Raw genomic sequence first — 19247 nt, forward strand, 5'->3', positions numbered from 1 at the left:
ATGATGGAACTGCCCGGATCGCTGGAATGGCTGGGCTGGCTCGTCGGCATGGAATGGCCGCACGGGGACGAAGACCAGATGCGAGCGCTCGCACAGGACTGGCACACCGCTGCCTCGGGCCTGCGCGACATGATGTCCGCCATCGATGACGCGAAATACGCGACGCTGAACGCGTATCCGGATGGCAAGGGCGTCGAGGAGATGTCCCGGGCGTTCGATTCGCTGTCCGGTAAGGGCGGCGACAAGGACAGCACCTCGCTGCCGGATCTGGCGAAATACTTCGATCAGATCGGGGAATCGGCCGACGGGGTCGGCACCGAGATCGAATACACCAAGCTGATGTTCTACTCATCGCTGGTGTTGCTGGCGGGGGAGATCGCGGCGGCCTGGCTGTTTCCGCCGACCGCTCCGGCGGCGGAGGCCGTGGCGGTCGCGTTCACGCGGGTCGCGGTGCGCATCATCGGCCGGGAGGCGCTGGACGCCATTCTGGCGCGGGTGGCGCGCATGGCCGGTGCGTCATTCGTGAAGTTCTTCCTCAAGCACGCCGCCATCGATACCGCGCTGGGCACCCTGCAGGAGCTCGGTATTCAGGAATGGCAGGTGATCGAGGGGCACCGCAAGGACATCAACTGGACGCAGGCGGCCGTCACCATGGTCAGCTCGGCCGCCGGCGGTATGGCCGCGGGGCCACTCGGTGAGTGGGCGGGCAATAAGCTCAGCCATGCCGGGGTCAATCATCTGGTGGCCGCCCGGATCACCGGTATGGGAGCCGGAATCGTCGGTGCCGGAGCGGGTTTCGTCGCCGCGACCGGTACCCAGTTCGTCGCGGACTGGATCAAGTACGAGAGCTGGGACAAGGCTGTCGAGAACCTGTCCAACACGCAATTCGATCCCCGCATGCTCACCGCGGGCATATCGAACGGCGCGATCTCCGGTGATATGCACGCCCGGGCGCATCACTACTGGGATTCGAAGCTGGGCGGCAGCGGGCGCAATGTGCCCGGTATCGGCTTCCGCCCGCCCGAGTTCGACCTCGGTGCCGGTCCCGGCCTGCACCCCGGCGACGCCCCCGCCCTGAACGGCGTCAATGGCGACGGCACGAACGGTAACAGCCCGAATACCAACGGCCACAACGGAGATGGCTCCACCCCGAGCGCCACCCACGGCGGCGACGGCAGCTCCCTGCACCCCGCGGGCAGCCCCGATACCGGTGAGAACGGCAACCGCCCCATCCACGGCAACGACGACACCACCGGCGAATCCCGCCCCACCGTTGATCATCCCGGTGGAATCAGCACCCGGTCGCCAGCCGCGAACGACACCGGCCCGATCGACGCGGGAGCACATGACGGCGCGGGCTCACACGCCGGGCTATCCCCGAACGGCTCCTCGAACAGCCACTCACCGGCCGAATCACCCGGCGGCGCACCATCCTCCACCGACCCCGGCTCCCGCGCAGGCATCCCACACACCTCCGACGCGCCCCCCGGCCCCGCCGCGAACGGCGTCGCTCCAGCCGCCGTCGCCCCGAGCAGCGCTGCCCCGACCGGCTCCGCGCCGAGCAGTGCGGCTGCGAGCGGTTCGGCCCCGAGCAGTGCGGCCGCGAGCGGTTCGGCACCGAGCAGTTCCGCCCCGGCAGGTTCCGCACCGAGCAGTTCTTCCCCCGGCGGTGCTTCGCCCAGCAGCGCTGCTCCGGCCAGTTCCTCGCCCGGCAGCAGTTCTTCGCCGACCAGCGGTGCCGCGCCGAGCAGCGGCACAACCCCCGGCAGCGGGTCGCCGAGCACCAGCCCCGCTGCGGCACCCCAAACCGGCACCGGCGGCACCGGTCCCGCCGCCGCAGGCGCGAACACCGGTGCGGGCGAGGCCCCGAGGGCAGGCGCGGGCGCGAACGCAGCCGTTGCCCCCAACGTGCCGTCCGCCGGAAACGCGGGCGCCGCACCGAACGCGAACGCCGCGCCCGGATCCGCCGCCAACGCGACCTCCGGCGTGAACGCAGGCTCCAACCCGAACTCCGCCTCGAACGCGACCGCCGGTGCGGCCCACGACCGAAGCACCCCCGGATCAACCACCGCCCCCCGAGCCGACGCCACCGCCCCGCGAGCCGACGCTTCCCCCCGTGCCGGAGACGCCACCACCCCACGCCCGACCGACGCCACCACCCCACGCGCCGAAACGGCCCGCCCCCAATCGAATCCGGAATCCCGCCCCGCCACCGATCGCCCCGCAGCGGCCCCCCGCGCCGAGTCCGCCACCCCGCCCGAACCGGCCACCCCCGAAACCGCCACTCCCCACACCGACCACGGCGATACCACCCCCAACCGCGACTCAGCGGACGCACCCCGCCCCGACGCCCCTCACCCGGACGCCGCCAAAGACGCCCCCGCACCGCATCGTGACTCCGACCCCGCCGCGCATCCGGACACGGACTCGAATACCGCCGCACGTCCAGAGTCCGACGACAGCACCCATGACAACTCCGAAAAGCCGGCACCCCAACGGGATTCCCCTCCACCCGGTGACAACTCGACCCCGCGCGCCGACAGTTCCGATCCCGCCACCCGCCCGGGGTCGGATGATGGTGCACGCGATCGTTCAGACGGCTCGCTCGATCGATCGGATTCCTCCGAACCCCAACGGGATTCGCCGCATCAGCGCGACGACACCCCGCCTCACGAAACCGACCCGTCGACTCGTTCCGAGTCCGACAACACCCCACTCGACCGCACGGAAACCCCTGGTGACCACCAGGATTCGCCGGATGCTCCCCGAGATCGCACCGACTCCGCCCCGCATAGCGATGAAACCGCTCCGCGCAGCGACGAGAGCACTCCACGCAGCGACGAGACCGCTCCGCGTAGCGACGAGACCACGCCGCGCAGCGACGAGAGCACCCCCCACAAGGACGAGACCGCTCCGCGCAGTGACGAGACCACGCCGCGTAGCGACGAGACCACGCCGCGCAGTGACGACTCGCCCCCGCGTAGCGATGAGATCACCTCACATCGTGATGAGTCCACTCCGCGCAGCGACGAGCGCGCTCCGCGTGGCGACGATCCGAATACTCGGCCGGGTTCGGACGATGGCGTGCGAGATCGCTCGGATACGACTGATTCTCAACAGGATTCACCGCCGCATGACGCCGCCACTCCTCACGATTCGGACCGATCCCCGCGCGTGGATGCCGAAGACGGCTCTCGCGATCGCACGGATTCCGGAGAGCGGCAGCAGGATTCGCCGCGCGCCGACGATACGACGTCCCATGACTCGGACGCGAAACCACGCTCGGACTCGGAAGGGGATTCCGATCGCGCCAGGTTCGACTCGGATGATCGCGGTCAGCCGCACCCGGTCCGCGACGGTGCGTCGGATCCTGCTCGCGCATCGGACGATTCGTCTCGTCGCGGATCCGACGACGATTCCCGCACGCACGCCGATGACCCGGATGCCCTGCTGGTAGCCCCGATCCCGATCGCCGACGGCGCGACCCCGCACACGCACGATGGCGCACAACGCCCCGCCGATTCGCGCCCTCGCACGGACCGAGCCGACTCCGATGCCGCAGAGCCCCGCCCGAACGCCCGCAAGCCCGAGGACGAGCCCGGCCACCGTTCCACCCCGCCGGATCGCGGCGATGGCGCGACCCCGCATCCGGGCACCCTGGATGACACCGCGCAATCCCCGGCGCGGCAGGATGATTCGCCCGCCCCCGACCACGAAGAGCGCCGCTCCACCCGAGGTCGCTGTGGTGAACTGTCGCTGCGACTGCTGCGCGATATCACCGGCAGCGATCGGATTCGAATCCCGGAGCGCACGATCGGCGCATCCGGCATGTCCCGCGACGAGCTGGTCTCGGCCGCGGGCGGACGGTTGCGCGAGTACCCCGATCACGATGCCATCGCCGACCGCCTGCGCGACCTCGGCCCCGGTTCCGCGGCGCTGGTGGTGGACCACTACGCCGGTGACGCGGACGCCTACGGTGTGGGCGCGCACGCCTACCTGCTGGTCAATGAGGGCGGCGAGATCGTGGTCAGGGATCCGGCCGCCGAGCGCGAGCACGGTTTTCCGCCGGTGGTGCCGCGCGAAACCCAAGGCACGCACGCGATTCTCTTCAAGCCCGACGGTGATCCGGTGCACCGTCTCGCCGCCAAGCAGCGGACGATGCTCGACGAGCGCGTCCGCATCGGCCACGGCAATCAGCCGGTGCGTTTCCTGCGCACCTCCGATGAGCCCGCCCTCGACCTCCCGCACACCCTCGCCTACGGCCGCGAGACCTGGGCGGACGCGCACGCCCGTTTGACCGATGCGCAGCGCGCGGCCATCCGCGCCTACCTCGGCGACCCGTCCGCCGACGGCCCGCGCCCCCGCCCGGATGCCCCCACCCCCGCCGCCATCGACGCGGTATTGCGCGGTGAGGCCGAGCCAACCCCCGAAATCGCCCGTGCCATAGGCGATATCAACAGCGCCCTGAACCTGCATCCGCTCGACGAGCCGGTGATGGTCACCTTTGCCACCGACACCAACCCCTTCCCGGGTTCCCCTCTCGACCTGGTCGGCACCGCCCAGCATCTCCCCGAATTCCTGCGCCCCATCCTCGGTGCCCTTCCGTCGCTGGACGGCGTAACCCACCACATCGAACTGACCCTCCCCGCGGGCACCCCCGCCCTCTTCCTGGGCGACCTCTCCCCGCTGGGCGATCGCCTCCCCACCATGCTCCTGGCGCACGGCCTCGACCTGCACATCGACGCCGTCCAAGCCCGTGGCGAGGGCCATTTCGGCATCCAAGCCACAGTTCTCCCCATCTCCGAAGCCCCCGACCCCCACACCACCCGGCCCGATGAGCATCCGTCCGCCGCCGACCCGGAGACGCACCCGGCTCGCCCGGACACGTCGCCGCCCCAACCCGATGCGGTGGATTCGTCTGCGTCCCAGCCGGATGCGGCGAATTCTCCTGTGCCCCAGCCCGATGCGGTGGATTCGTCTGCGCCCCAGCCGGATGCATCCGATGCGGCGGGCGGTGGGAAGCCGCCGACCGATCCGCCGGTCGCGCCGGCACCGGATCCGGATGGGTCCGATCCATCCGCGCACAACCCGGATTCCGCTGCCGCGCAGCCCGATCCGACCGTCACCCCGGCAGACTCGCCGGGCACGGTGACCGAGGCGCTGGACCGCGCCAATGCGGTGATCCGCGAATCGCAGGCCCGCCTGGTCGAATTGCAGCGCCGCATCGACGACGGTTTCGCCGCCCTGGATCGAATGGTGAGCCGCGACCTGGACGCGATCGCCGAAGGCAACGCGCCCGGCCTGTCCGAAGCAATCGCCCGCGCGAACGACGTCCTGGACGAATCCACCGCCCGCATGGCCGAATTGCAGCGTCGCATCGACGACGGCCTCGCCGAAATCGACCGCGCCACCCAGGCTGGCCTGGACCGCTCGATCAACCCCGACGATGCCCGGCCCGTAGACGAAATCCCAACGCCCGAGCAAGATCTCGCCGACGACGCCACCCGGCAACAGGACGCCCCACCCGACCAAACCCGCCAGCCCGACGGCACCTGGCAGCAGGACGGCCCGCCGGATCAACTCCGCAGCGACGATGGCCCCCAGCAACAGGACGGCGAGCCGGATCAGTCGCGCCGAGACGATGGCACGCGGGAGCAGGATGGCCCGCCGGACCAGTCGCGCCGGGCCGATGGCACGTGGGAGCAGGAAGGCGCGCCGGATCAGTCGCGCCTGGATGATGGCACCTGGCAGCAGGATGGTGCGCCGGATCAGCTGCGTCACAACGACGGCAGTTGGGAGCCGGACGGCCCGCCCGAGCAATCCCGGCAGTCCGACGGCTCATGGGAATCGGGTGCGGAGCCGCCCCGCACGTCGGATGCCGCGTCACCGGACGCGCCGCGTAATCCGGACGGCACCTGGAATTCGGACGACCCGAACACAACCCGGGTCGATGGCACCCGCACCGATTTGCCGGTAGCCGACCACACCCGTACCGATGACACGCGGACGGATCTCGCCGGTCCCGACCGCACGCGCACCGACGACACGCAGACGGATCTCACCGCCCCCGAGCACACCCGTGCCGATGACACGCGAACCGATCTGCCGCCTGCCGAGCCGACCCCGGTGGCTCCCGCGCATACGGATGCTCAAGTGTGGCCGGAGGTTTCGCCCGCGGCCGTGCAGCCGGAGCGTCCCGCGACCGCACTCGGCCGCGCGGCCCAGCAGTTGCGGGAGATCGGGACCGAGATTCGCCGTCTGCTCGGCGAGCACGCGCCGATTCTCAAACATGCCTCGGGCAGCAGGCTCGACGGATTCGGTGCGAAGTTCACCGAGAACGCCATCGTGGAGTTGGCCGGTGGTCATGTCGATCAGCACGAAACTTCGAACGGTGGCGTCCGAGCGCTCAAGGAATTGGTCGAGCTGTTCCGGCAGCGTCGCCGAATCATCGAATTCATGCGCGGTATCAATGCCGCCCGCCCCGATGATTTCGTCATTCCGCGTAATCCGGACGGTTCGGAGAACAGGTACTGGGAGACCGAGGCCGATCCGCGCCTGGCCGCAGGCGTCGATATCCCGGAGCGCATGCGCGAGCACTGGGAAGCCTTGGATGCGGCTCTGCCCCAGCCGGATCCGTCCGATACGAACTCGACCGCCGACACCCGCGCGGATATCGCCCTTCCTTCGCGCGACGATATCGACCGCCATGCCCTCCAGTCCGAGTTGTCCCGTCTGGCAGAGCATTTCGGTATCGCCCTGCCGGATTACAGCCCCCTGTCACTGGGATTGGCCGAAGGCGAAATCCGTGACCGAGCCCAGCAGCGCCAAGCGGATATCGACCGTTTCGACGAGGTCGCGAACCGCTACGACGAGGAGGATCGCCGAGCGCCGTTCAGCCGCGAATTGCCCCTGGATCTCAAGGGCCTGCTCGGCGACGATCCCGGCCGCCGTTTCCTGCGCGAACTCATGGGCCCCGAAGCGTTTTCGGCGCTGGACCACCCCGGCGTCAACAACGGTCACGAAACCGGTTCGCTGGACACCGAATTCATCGACCGCTACCGCGAAATCGCCGAGCGCCGCCAGGAGTTGGCGGGCGAGCGCGCCGACCTGGCCGACCTCCTCGGCATCGACCTCGAACACGAGAACCTCCTCCCCGCCCTGGAGCGAGTGCGCGCCGACGCCATGCGCCAGGAACTCCTGGCCGACGTCTTCGCCGAATACGTCGCCCAACACCAACTCCTCCCCGAACCCACCCGCCCCACCCCCATCGACTCCGCCCCCACCCGCCCAGAGCCACTGCCCCCGAATGCAACTCGCGCCGACGACACCCGCCCGCAGCCGCTCCCGGCGGATGTGACTCGTGCGGAGGTGGCGGACTCCGCACCGGAGCAGCCGCGCCGCCAAGACGGTTCCTGGCTCACTGACGAGCCCGGCGCGGACGCGGCCGACCGGACCCGATCCGATGCGACTCGGCCGGAACAGGTTTGGCCGGAGCCGGATCAGACGCGTCGGCCGGACGGCTCCTGGCGCACGGATGGCCCGGCGGGGGAGCAGTCCGAGCCGGGATCGCGGCGCTCATCCGAGGACGAAGCCGAAGGTCCCGAGTTCTTCGACGACGATGACTGGGGAACGGTCGATCACACCCAGCCCGTCGCCGATTCGCCGGATGAGTCTGCGCCGGAACATCATTCGCCGGACGATTCTGGTTCCGGCGATGGTTCGCCCCCGCCGATCGCGCCGGATTGGCAACCACCCCCGGATGATTCGTGGTCCGGCAAGAATGCCGAGGAGATCGAGCAGGAGCTGCGCACGCGCTTCGGCCTCGAGGTCGAGGGCTTCGGCAATACGAACGTGCATCCGGAAGTGTTGCGCGAGTTCGCCCGTGCGGTCGAGGACATGCTGGCCCGCCATCCCTATATCGATCTCCGGGGCGTATCCGTGGGCCCGATCAGGGACGCGAACGTATTCGCGGTCGCGGTGGACGGTGAGGGCCCCGGCGGCCGCAAGCACACCGATCGACTCGTCCTCAACGAGCGTTTCGCCACCGATCCACAGGAGTTCCACCGCCGCGTCGTGGCCGATGAGGCGGAGGGCATCCGCGTCCCGGGAGCCGGTGAGCGCCCGGTGTATTCGTCCCTGGTGCACGAACTCGGCCACGGCGTCGATTTCGCGGGCGGCGAGGTGGCGAACCAGCGCGCCTTCAATGACCTGGCGGACTACTACGAACAGCGTTACGGCCCCATCCGGGACAACAGCGCCGCCTTCGACACCTGGCTGAAACAGCTCAGCGGGTACAGCTTCCGCGAAGACGGCATGTTGTTGGCGCAGGAGGCCCTGCCCGAAGCCTTCGCCGATGTCGAACTCAACGAGGATGCCGCGAGCGAACCCGCCAAGGTATTGAACCGCACCCTGGTGAATACCGCCCGCGAACACTGGCGCGCCCTGGGCCACGAGATCGAGGATCTGGGCCCGGTTCAGCACACGGAACAACCGCGCGCCCGCCCGATCGAGTCCCCCGAAGCCCCGCTGGGCGATGCCGACGTGCGCCCGATGGAATCCTCGGAAGCCCCGCCGGACGATGTCGACGCCCGAACCGATGAGCCTCCGGAAGATCCTGGTGCACAGCCGGTTCGACCGAAATCCCCGGATGATTCGGGTGACGGTGCGGGCAGCCTGCATCCCGAACCCCTTCCCGAGGACCCGGCTCCCGCGGCCGGGGACAGCGACCGGTCCGATCGGCAGGACCGGGACTCGGGTTCGCATCGGCCCGACGATGGCGTTCCGCCGGAGCAGCGCGCCGTTCGCGACCTGGCCTATCCCCACAACGCGCCCGATACCTGGGCGGGCCGCCCCGCCCGTCCGGAGGTCATCGCGATCTCGGAGGTGCTGGCGCACACCGAGATCGGGCGCGAGGCCCTGGCCGCGCTTCGCGATGCGGGCGTCACCCTCCGCCTCACCGATACCGAGGGCCTGGGCCACCCGGACTCCTTCGACGCGGACACCCGTGAACTCGTCATAGACACCCACGGCCGTGACCAACTGGGGCAGGCGTCCGCGGTGGTCGCCGCCGTCGCACACCTCGATACCCTGACCAGCGCCACCCAGGCCGGTCCCGCCGACCGCGCACCCGACGAGCACGCATCGCGCGAGGACTCCCTCGGATTCGGCAGCGATGCAGTGCGTTTCGGCGACGACAGTCTTTCCGGCGATTCGGTGCGGAACAGCGCGGACGCGACTCGCGTCGGCGCGGACGATCCGCTGCCCCCGGATCATGCTCCGGCCCGCGAAACCGCGCCCACCCGCGAGGAGGCGCTGCACTCGGCCGCCGAATCATTCGGCAGGCAAGCCGAATTCGAGCGCGCCCTGCGCGATGCGGGCTATGACCCGAGCGGTGGTCCACTGCGGGATCGCGCGGAATCGGAATACCGTCGCGGACTGCAGGACGACTATCTGACCGCCGGTGACGAGGCGGCCGCCGCCGCGCGCGCCCGCACCCCGGAGATCTCCGAAGCCGAACTGCGCCGTATCGCGCACGAGGCGGGTATCGAAGCACTGCTCGCGGACCATCGCTTCACCGGCGGCACGGATGAGAACCTCCCGCTCGGCCTGGCGGACGAGCACACCGCCCCGCCCGTGCACGGTCACGAGCAGCCGGACTCGGACCGCATCCCCGGAGCCTGGGCGAATCATCCGGAGCCACTGGCCCTGGATGTCGCCCGCGACCAGATTCGCCTGACCGCGCTCAGCCACGACAGCGGCACCGACATCAGCCGCTGGGCGGTGCAAACGCTGGACCGGCACGGTGTCGATATCCGATTCAGCGGCGAGCCGGAGGCGTCCACCGGCCTCGGACCGGACGGCCGCACCCGCCAGGGTTCGCTGCTCGGGTACGACCCGGCGACGAATACCGTTGTGCTGCCCTACCCGGTGAGCTCGTTCAACCACGCGGTCGGCGAGCTCGTGCACGCCGCGCTGGTGGCGGATGCGATCCATGCGGTCGACGGCCCGCTCGAGCGCTTCGACCTGACCCGCGACGAATACGTGCAGACCATGCTGGGCAGGCATGCCGAGGGACTGGCGCTGTCCTTCGAGAATCACCGTGTCTGGTACGCGAATTCGGGCTTCGAACGCGCGCCGGTGCGCGATCCGCTGGAGCGCGCCTTCCTGGCGACCCGCGAACAGGCGCTCGAAACGGCGCAGCGCGCGTACAAGGGAAATGACAGCGCCACCCAGCGCATGCTGGAGGCCGCCGCCTATCGCGCCGCCGTTCGCGAGGTGACCGCGCGCATCACCACCGACGGCCCGCTGGTATCGCAGCGTGATCTGGGTGTCGTGCACGGCGCGGCATGGGATCGCGCACACGGCATTCCGGCGAGCACCGAACCGACGCACGCCCCGGCCCCGCAGGGCAGGGACACCCCGCAGGCCCGGGATCGCCGTGCCGCCGACTACGCCGTGGAGATCGAGCACCTCCGCCTGCTGCGCGAATCCGGTACCCCGATCCTGGTCGGCCCCGCCGAACGCGCCTATACCGCCGCCTACGACAGGGCGATGGACCGCCCCGGCCGTACGGGTACTCCCGAGTCCCGCGCCTACGAGGCGGGCGTCGACGCCCTGCGCAAATACCTCCGGAAGACCGGCCTGGACGCCGCCGAGGTCGCCTTCGACGTGGTCCGCTCCTACGGCGAGGCCGGCGACCCCCGCTGGGGCAGACCGGCTTTCACCGACACCCCGCATATCGACACCCCCGCCGACACCCGGTCGGACCGCCCGAACACCGCCGATCCGCACCCGGACCTCCCGCGCATCGCCGAACCTCGTTCCGACCTCCCGTGGGCGAACACCCCGGGCTCGGAGGTGCCCCGGCCGATCGACGCCCCAGGCGCAACCGACCCCCGCCCGGAAGCACCCCGCACGGATCCCGCCGCGGATCGCGTCCCCGCCGATGGTAGCGACGAGTCCGATACGCATCCCGCGCGCCCGGATGCGACCGAATTGTCCAGGGACGCTTCGGAAGCGGAGTTGCAGCGGACATATCCCGCGGGGGAGCGGCTTTCCGATCAGGTGATCCGGACGCGCGATACGGTGGGCACCCGGGACACCCTGGTGGTCTTCGCGCCCGAGGGTGGGCATATGCGCGCGCTGCGTGAGCTGGCCGCCGCGGATCCGCGTTACGCGGACGCGCTGTGGGACGGCACGCACCGCATCGAATACCGCGAGGTCACCCCGCACGGTGACGGCGTCCGGATCCGGAACCTGTTCGCGAGCGAGGCCGAGGGCCCGATGCGCAGGCCCAATCACCGTGAAGCGGTGGCCGAGATGCTCGCGCACTATCTGCGCTATCGCGAAGAGGGTTCCACCACACTGGGTTTCGAGCAGTGGCTGGGCCAGCTCGGCGGGGACGCCTTCGATCACACGACGCGCCCGAAATTCTCGCTGCGCCGCGACGGTATGCACGAGCAGGTGCCGACCAGGCTCTCCGACCGGTTCATGGAGGCCGGTCACCGGCAGGCCGAGAACGATCCCGCGGTGACCTATCCACATCCGGCCGCCGTCGCCCGCGACCTGATGACCCGCCGCCTGTCCATGCCCGATCTCCCGGACGAGGCTCCCGATGAGCACCGCGTCCGAGATCGCGACCGCTACAGCCGATTCCCGCTGAAGATCGGCAAGGTCGAACTCAATCTCTGGCTGGAGCGCGACGGTCACGGCGGCTGGCGCGTGCCGCCGCCCACCGGCGCGGGCACCGCCTCGGATCATCTGGCCGCCAGATTCCAGCACATGTCCGAAACCGACCCGCAGCACCTGGTGGACCGGATCGCCGCGCGTGTGCTCGATGGTGCCGCACCGTTGACCGCCGAACCCGAACGCGCCCGCGGACTTTGGGAACGCCTCACCGACCGCTTCGGCGGCGGCCGCGATGCCGACGCGCCCCGCGCGCTGCCCGCGCACGATGACGCGTCCGGGACCCGGCCCGAGGGTTCCGATCGGCCCGGCGGTGAAACCCCGCGTGCCCGACCCGAAGCCGACGGCGACGGCCCGCGCCCCGAAGACGGCCCGCAGCGCCGCATGACCTTCCCGGACGACGCACAACCGCATCCACGGGATTCGCCTGCCCAGCACGAGGATTCGACGCACCCGCACGACGATTCACCGTCGGACGACAGCCATGACCCCGCACCGGACTGGTCGCCGCGCCCGGATGACGAATGGTCGCAAATGGATTCGCGGCAGATCGAGGATCTGCTGACCGAGCGCTGGGGTCTGGAGATCACCGGATTCCAGGACCCCCGAATCAATGTCGAGGTGCTGCGTGAATTCGCGCGCGCGGTCGACGACCGGCTGACCGCGCATCCCGGTACCAAACTGCGCGCTCTGGAGGTCGACGATTTCACCGCCGACCCCGAGGACGGCGAATCCGGCGATGAGGGCGAATCCGGTGGCGGCCTGGAGAACACCGCAGCCTTCGTCGATGACGAGACCGGACCCGACGGCAGGGTGTCCGCCGAATGCATCGTGCTGAATATGGACGTGGCCGAGAACCCGGAGAAGTGGGCGGCGCAAGCCAGGAGCGGCGATGCGGACGGCAGCTTCGCACCGGGTCACGGTGAGCGACCGATCTATTCGACGATCGTGCACGAATTCGGCCATGTGCTGGAGTTGCACGGTGAGAGCAGGGCCCTGGCTCTGGCCGACCAGACGCTGCTCGATCACTACACCGAAACCCGTGGCACCACGGTCGGCTACGCCGTGTGGCTGGATCAGCTGAGCCGGTACTGCTTCGACGAATACGGGCTGCTCAACCCGGAAGAAGCGGTGGCGGAAGCCTATGCCGACGTCACCCGCAACGGCGACGCCGCCAGCGAGCCCGCGAAGGTCCTGCACAAGCTGTTGCTCGACACCGCGGCCCTGCGCGGAACCGAACCGATCGAACCGCCCGCCGCCGCGAACGCCCCCGAACCGGCCGCCGCCATCGCCCCGCCCGCCGACCCGTACACCCCCTTCAATCCGGACGGCACCCTGAAGCCGCCGGAACCAGTCACGCCCGCCGAGGCGTACACCCCGTTCAATCCGGACGGCACCCTCAAACCCCCGGAAGCCACCCCGCTCACCTCGGAGGGCACACCGGAGCCCCCAGGCGACGCCGACTCGAATCCCGATCGCGGTGACGGACCGCAGCGCCGCCAGATGGCCTACGGCCCGAACGAAAATGACCCGACGGTCCCCCTCACCCCGGGTGATCCGGCGGCGAATGACCCGGCCGCACCGCGGCATTCGCCCGACGCGGAAACCCTGGAACTGCCGGTGCCCGCCTCGGAGGCTCCGACTGTCGAGTTGCCCGCGCCGAGCCCGGAGGGGGATAGCGCGAATACCGTCGCGCCCCCGATAGATCCGGCCATCGCCTCGCCCGTCCTGCGCGATATCGCGGATCATCTGCGTCAGCTGCCGCCGCAGCAGGAAACGATCCCGCGCACTCCCGAGCAGCAGGCGCAGATCGCCCGCCTGGTGGACGCGCTGGGCCTGGGTGATGCACTCGGCAGGCATCCGGATCCCCTGGCGGCGCTGCGGGAAATCGCCGAAACCGCGCATGCCCGAGACCTTTTCGGTGATCCGGACCAGAACCGCCCGCCGACGCCCATGCGTCCCGAGGATCTGGTTCCGCTCACCGCCGAAGAACGCTACGCGGGTGAGGAATACTGGCGCACCGAGGCGGATCCGGCCCAGGTAGCGGCCATGGAGGCCGAGCTGCGCCGACTCGGCCTCGATGAACGTCTCGCCCGCGCCGGTGCCGAGGAAGACGCCGCTCAGGCGGCACGTGAACTCGCCGGACAGCCGGACCGCCCCGAGCTGGCTTCGGGTACGAACCGTCCCGAGTCGACTCCCGGCGATCCCGACCTGAACTCCGGCGCGAACCATCCGGAGCACGAATCCGGCGCTGCGCCACGGGAACTCCCACTCAACCCGTGGGACGGCCCCGTCCGCGAGGGTGTCCCGGCGGAGCCGCGCGCGCTGTCCATGTCCGAACTGCGCGACGATATCGCCGCCCGCCTGCACCTGGACGAATCCGATCTGTCCCCGCACCGCCTCGCCGAACTCGCCGGTGAGCTGCAATACCGAAATCTATTGCGCGCCGGTGCCATCGAGGAGCTCGCACGCCTGGCCGAACATCACGACGCCACCACCGATCCGGCGCACCGTGACCGGATCGCCGCCCTCCGTGATGACTGGGCGCGCCTGCTGGGCCGCGACCCGCAGGATCTCGCGCCCCAGCACCGCGAGGCCACCCTCACCGAGCTGCGCGATGAAACCCTGCGCCGCGCAGAGGATGTCGCGGATCTGGTGCGCGCGGCCAATTACACCGGCGATACCCCGACCAGCCGTCATATGGTGCTGGAGGCCGACGGCGAGCGCGTACACGTGCGGGTCAGCACCGATGCGGACGGTCATCAGCGCATCGAGGTCGCCACCCGCCCCGGCCTCCCCGAACAGCCGGGTGCGCCCAAGACGACTCCGGAGCAGCCGCATCGTTCGCTGCTGCGCAAGCTCTGGGATGCCTTCAAGGGCGGATATGGCGGCTACTCACCGAAATACGGCTCCGGCTCCAAACAGGACGGCAAGTATCAGGTCGAAATCGTTCACGATGTCGGCGCCCTGATCCACAGTCACGAGCTGGAGACCCTGAAGGACGGCTTCAACCCCGTCCGGCTGGGCAAGGAGGGCGCGACCATCTGGAAGGCGCGCGAGCGAATGCCGCTGCTGCGCCTGCTGAGCCGCCGGGTCGCGACCATCGCGGGCGACGGCGTGCCCATGCGCACCCGGAACGGCGAGTACCAGCCCTGGCTCACCGAGGGCGACCCGAAGGTGCGCGCGGCCATCGAGGAAAGTCTGCGCCTGTCGGGTCTGGAGATCACCGCGGGACCGACGCATGCCGAACTCCCGCCCGGCCAAGCGCATAACGAACTCCCGCCGGGGGAGGGGCAGCACGAACCGGCTTCCAGCGAATCACCCACCGAACCCCAATCGGCACAGGGTGATCCGTCCACCCCCGAGCACCCTCGGCACCCCGCGGACCTGCCGCAGCCTTTCGCCGACGCCCTCGACGCCCGCGATACCGCACTGGCCGAATTGCAGCGGCACGCCGGTCGCGCCGGTATCGACCTCACGGACGTGGACGCCGCCACCCTGCGCCGCGCCCTGGACGAGTCCAACTACCTCGCCCTGCGCCAGGCCGGTGCCATCGAGGGCCTGCGCAGCGCATCGGAGCGCTACAACACCGAGAATGCCAGCATCGCCTACAGCGATGAGGTCAGCATTTTCGATAACGACCCGCTCAGCGGATTCCTGCGCGAGGTCGCACGCTCCCAGGGTCTGAGCACCACCATGCTGCAGTGGGAGGGCGTCAACAACAGCGCCGAACCCGGCCGTGAATTCGACGATCTCGGCGATGACGCGAACACCTCCAAGGGCGGCCCGCTGTTCGAGCGGTCCCTGTTGCGCGACCAGATTCGCGATGAACGGTCGAATTGGGCGCAGTTGCTCGGCGTCGAGCTGGATGCGCTCGCACCGGACGAGCGACTCAATCGCACCCTTGCCGAACTTCGCTTGGATCTGCGTGACCGGATCGACGCGATATCCGACTTCTCCACTGCCGTGGACGATTTCCTGACCGCGGATGCGGCCGCGCGCGAACAGCGGCAGCTGGTCGTCGACGATATCGCGCACGGCTGGGTGGATGAGCACGGCGGCGTCACCCTCGATCCGAGCGTCGGCGTCTACCCGGGTGACGCGTCCGGCGATCCGCACCGGCTGGTCGTCATGCGCGCCGAGGATGACCACGACACGCATCTGGCGGGCTTCCTCGCCGAACACCCGCATATCGGCGAACTGCTGAATTCCGGTGCGCTGCACCTGGATTACCGCCTGGCGCTGATCGATGACGCGGGCCAGGTGCACATCATGGAGAGCGAGCGGCCCCCGGAGGCGCGCTTCCAGGACGTCGATGTGGACGGCCGTCCCATGCCGGTCACCATGCTGCGCACCGATGACGGTCCCTGGCGGGTGGCCTCACCCGGTCTGGATGCCGTTGCCCCGCACCCGGATTCGGTCACCACGCACCCGGCGACACCGCACGATCCGGACGCGGTGCGCGCGGCTCGCAATGAGATCGCGGCCCGTCTCACGCAGTACCACATGGACCTCAACTCGGCCCGGCTGGCCGACACCATCGCGGCGCTGCATCACGACAATGCCCTGCGTGCCGCGCAGATCGAGGGCATGGCTGATTTCATCCGCAGCAGCGATGCCATCGACAACTTCCACAAGCTGAACGAGGCGCGGGACAACCTGGCGAACCGTCTCGGGCTGGAGCCGGACGAACTCGACCCGGCGCGGGTGGCGCAGCTGCTCGCCGATCCCAAGACTCCCGCCGTGCTGCGCGCACAGCAGGTCAAGGATCTGGCCAACTACGCCAAACTGCTGCGCGGTATGGATGAGCCCGCGGCGCTGGCGGCCCGCGATCGGCTCGCGACGCGACTCGGCATCGAGCCCGAGGAGCTGTTCCCCAAGAAGCACAGCAAGGATCTGTCCACCTACGCACCGGATCCCAAGGGCATTCACCCGCCGGCGCTGCAGGAAGCCATCGCCAATCTGATGCATCGGCCCGGCGACCGGCCGAACCTGCTGGCCGCGCTGACCGAATACGTCGGTGCGCTGGACCGTATCGACCCGTTCACCGACGGCCTGCGCCTGGATCCGAACCTGGATCCGCGCGTCGCCGAAGGTGAACTGCCGATTCACAATTCGACGGACGTCGCATCGCTGCGCGGCCTGATGACCGACCGCGTCGGCGAGCCGCAGACCTCGGACGCGCCGTCCATGGCCACCGACGCGTGGTCGCGACTGCTGGGTGTGGAGCTGGGCAGCGATCCCAAGCGCTGGGCCGAGGTGTACGAGGTCTACCGCGACGGCAGGATCGATCAGCATGAGCGGCTCACGCCCAAGATGCTCGACGAGGTGCTGGGCAAGCTGCGCGAGGAAGTCGCGACCCGCACCGCCGATATCAACGAGCTGGAGCGACTGGCCGCCGCGCATAACGCCCTCACCGAACCCGCGCCCGCGCCGCATGCGGCCGATCCGAGGCAGCTGGCCGCCGAATTGGGCAGGGCGCGAGCGGATCTCGACGGTGCGCGCACCACCAGGGACTACGACCTCGCCCGCATTCCGGCCGATCCGGTGCGCGCCATAGGCGATTCCGATCTGACGCCGGGGCGACTCAACGGCACCCTCGACTACCTGGGCACCCGGGAACCGGTGGGGACGTCGCAGGCGCAGCTCGACCAGCGGGTGGAAGCCCTGCGGGCCTCCGCCGAGGAGCACAACCGGCTCACCGACCGCGTGGCGGAGCTGCAATCCGCTTTGGACACAGCGGTTTCGGAGTCCGCGAATCCGGCGGAGACGCCGATCGAGGCGTGGCGAAGCGAACTCGAGCGGGCGCACGCCGATCTCCGCGAAGCCATCGGCAACCTGCCGCTCGACCCCGCCGACCTGACACCCGACAACTACCTCGCGGCAATCGACGAGGTCGCCGGACGGCGACTGCCGGTGGAGGAGCAGGCCGCCTGGCATGACCGCATACAGGACATCGTCGACGGTGCCCGACGCGTGCACCTGGCCGAGAATGGTTTGGCCGCAGCGCAATCCGACGCCGTCGACGCCTTCCGCGCCGCCGAGACGCCGATCGACACCGCGCGCCGCGCCCTGACCGATGCCGAATTCGACCTCCGCACCGCCGAAATCCTGCGCGATGTCACCGGTATCGGCCGCGACGGCCAGGACCCCTCCCGCCCCCGCCCCAACGATCCGCAGGCCCGAGCCGAAATAGCCGCCGCCACAGATCGAGTGGACCGCGCCCGCGACACCGTCTCCCGCTGGCAGGCGGAACTGGCCCGCCTCGAATCCGCCGCCGCCGTCGCGGCGGAACCCGTCACCGACGCCGCCAACCGCGCCCGCGACACCGCCCGCGATGCCCTGCGCGACGCCATCACCAACCTCCGAGAAGTAACCGGCCTGCACACCTCCGAAGCCGACCTGACCCCCGCCCTCCTCGCCGACACCATGGCCGACCTGCAATCCCGCACGGTCCGCGTCGACCAGGGCGACCCCGTCGCCGCCTTCACCGAACTCCATTCCGCCGCAGCGAATTTCCACCGAGCCGACGCCTTCGCCGACTGGGTCGCCGACAACCTCACCCCCCGCCCCGACCCCACCCCACCCACAGACCCCCGCGCGCAATGGGCCGACTACCCCCGCCCGGATCCCGCCACCCCACCCACCGACCCCCGTGCCGCCTGGGCCGACTACCCGCGCCCGGACTCGGAGACCGCGCCGACCGATCCGCGCGCCGCCTGGGCCGACTACCCGCGCCCGGATCCGGAGACCACGCCGACCGATCCGCGTGTGGAGTGGGCCGACTACACCCGTCCCGATCCGGAAGGTCCCGCTGATCCGCGGGTGGAGTGGGGCAACTACCCGCCGCCGCCCGATGGTGAGGTGCCGCCGCAGGAGCCCGGTACACCGCCGGGTTCCGATCCGGGCGGGGCCTCGCCCGCGCGACCGGGTGGTCCGAAGCCGGGTATGGATCCCGCGGCCGGTCAGTCCGCGCCCGCCGATCCCCGTGCGCGGTGGGCGGATTACCCACGGCCACAGGATGGTGCCTCGACGGACTCGCCGCCGGAGCCGGGTATGGCGGGCGGCGATGAGCCGCCGGGTGAGACTCCGCCTGCTGCGGGAGCTTTCGACTCCGGGGATTCGGCATGGCTCGAACAGCAGTTGGCCGTGCAGGCCGAATGGCGTGCGCGAATGGACGCCGAGCACGACGCCTGGGTCCGGGAATTGGCCGATGGGGGTGAACCCGGCAGTTCGGCTCGGGACGATGACGCGTCGTCGCCGACGGATCCGCAGCCGGAGGCGGGTATGGCCGGGGGCGATGAGCCGCCGGGCGAGACTCCGGTCCCCGCCGCGCCTTTCGGGCCCGACGATTCGCCGTGGCTCAAGCATCAGCTCGCGGTGCAGGCCGATTGGCGCGCCCGGATGGACGCCGAGCATGCCGCATGGTTGCGGGAGATCGCGGATGCGAGCGAGCCCGGCAGCTCGACCGAGAGCTGGGCGCGCTTCCAGGCCGACGCAGCCGAGGATCTGGCCCGCATCGCCGCCGAACGCGCCGACTTCCTCTGGGAGCACGCGGGCGG

The 19247-nt window shown here is 70.1% G+C and carries 1 protein-coding gene (only partly in view); it reads left to right on the forward strand.

Annotated elements, in window-relative coordinates:
* Positions 1–19247, forward strand: partial view of a hypothetical protein gene (locus ACFC0O_RS28795; RefSeq protein WP_375963049.1) — the 5' portion only. The gene runs 15202 nt beyond the window's last position; 19247 of the gene's 34449 nt are visible here — the first part of the coding sequence; the start codon lies at positions 1–3; its stop codon lies beyond the right edge, outside the window.

This window comes from Nocardia sp. NPDC056100 (assembly GCF_042266325.1).
In the GTDB taxonomy this organism is placed as follows: Bacteria; Actinomycetota; Actinomycetes; order Mycobacteriales; family Mycobacteriaceae; genus Nocardia.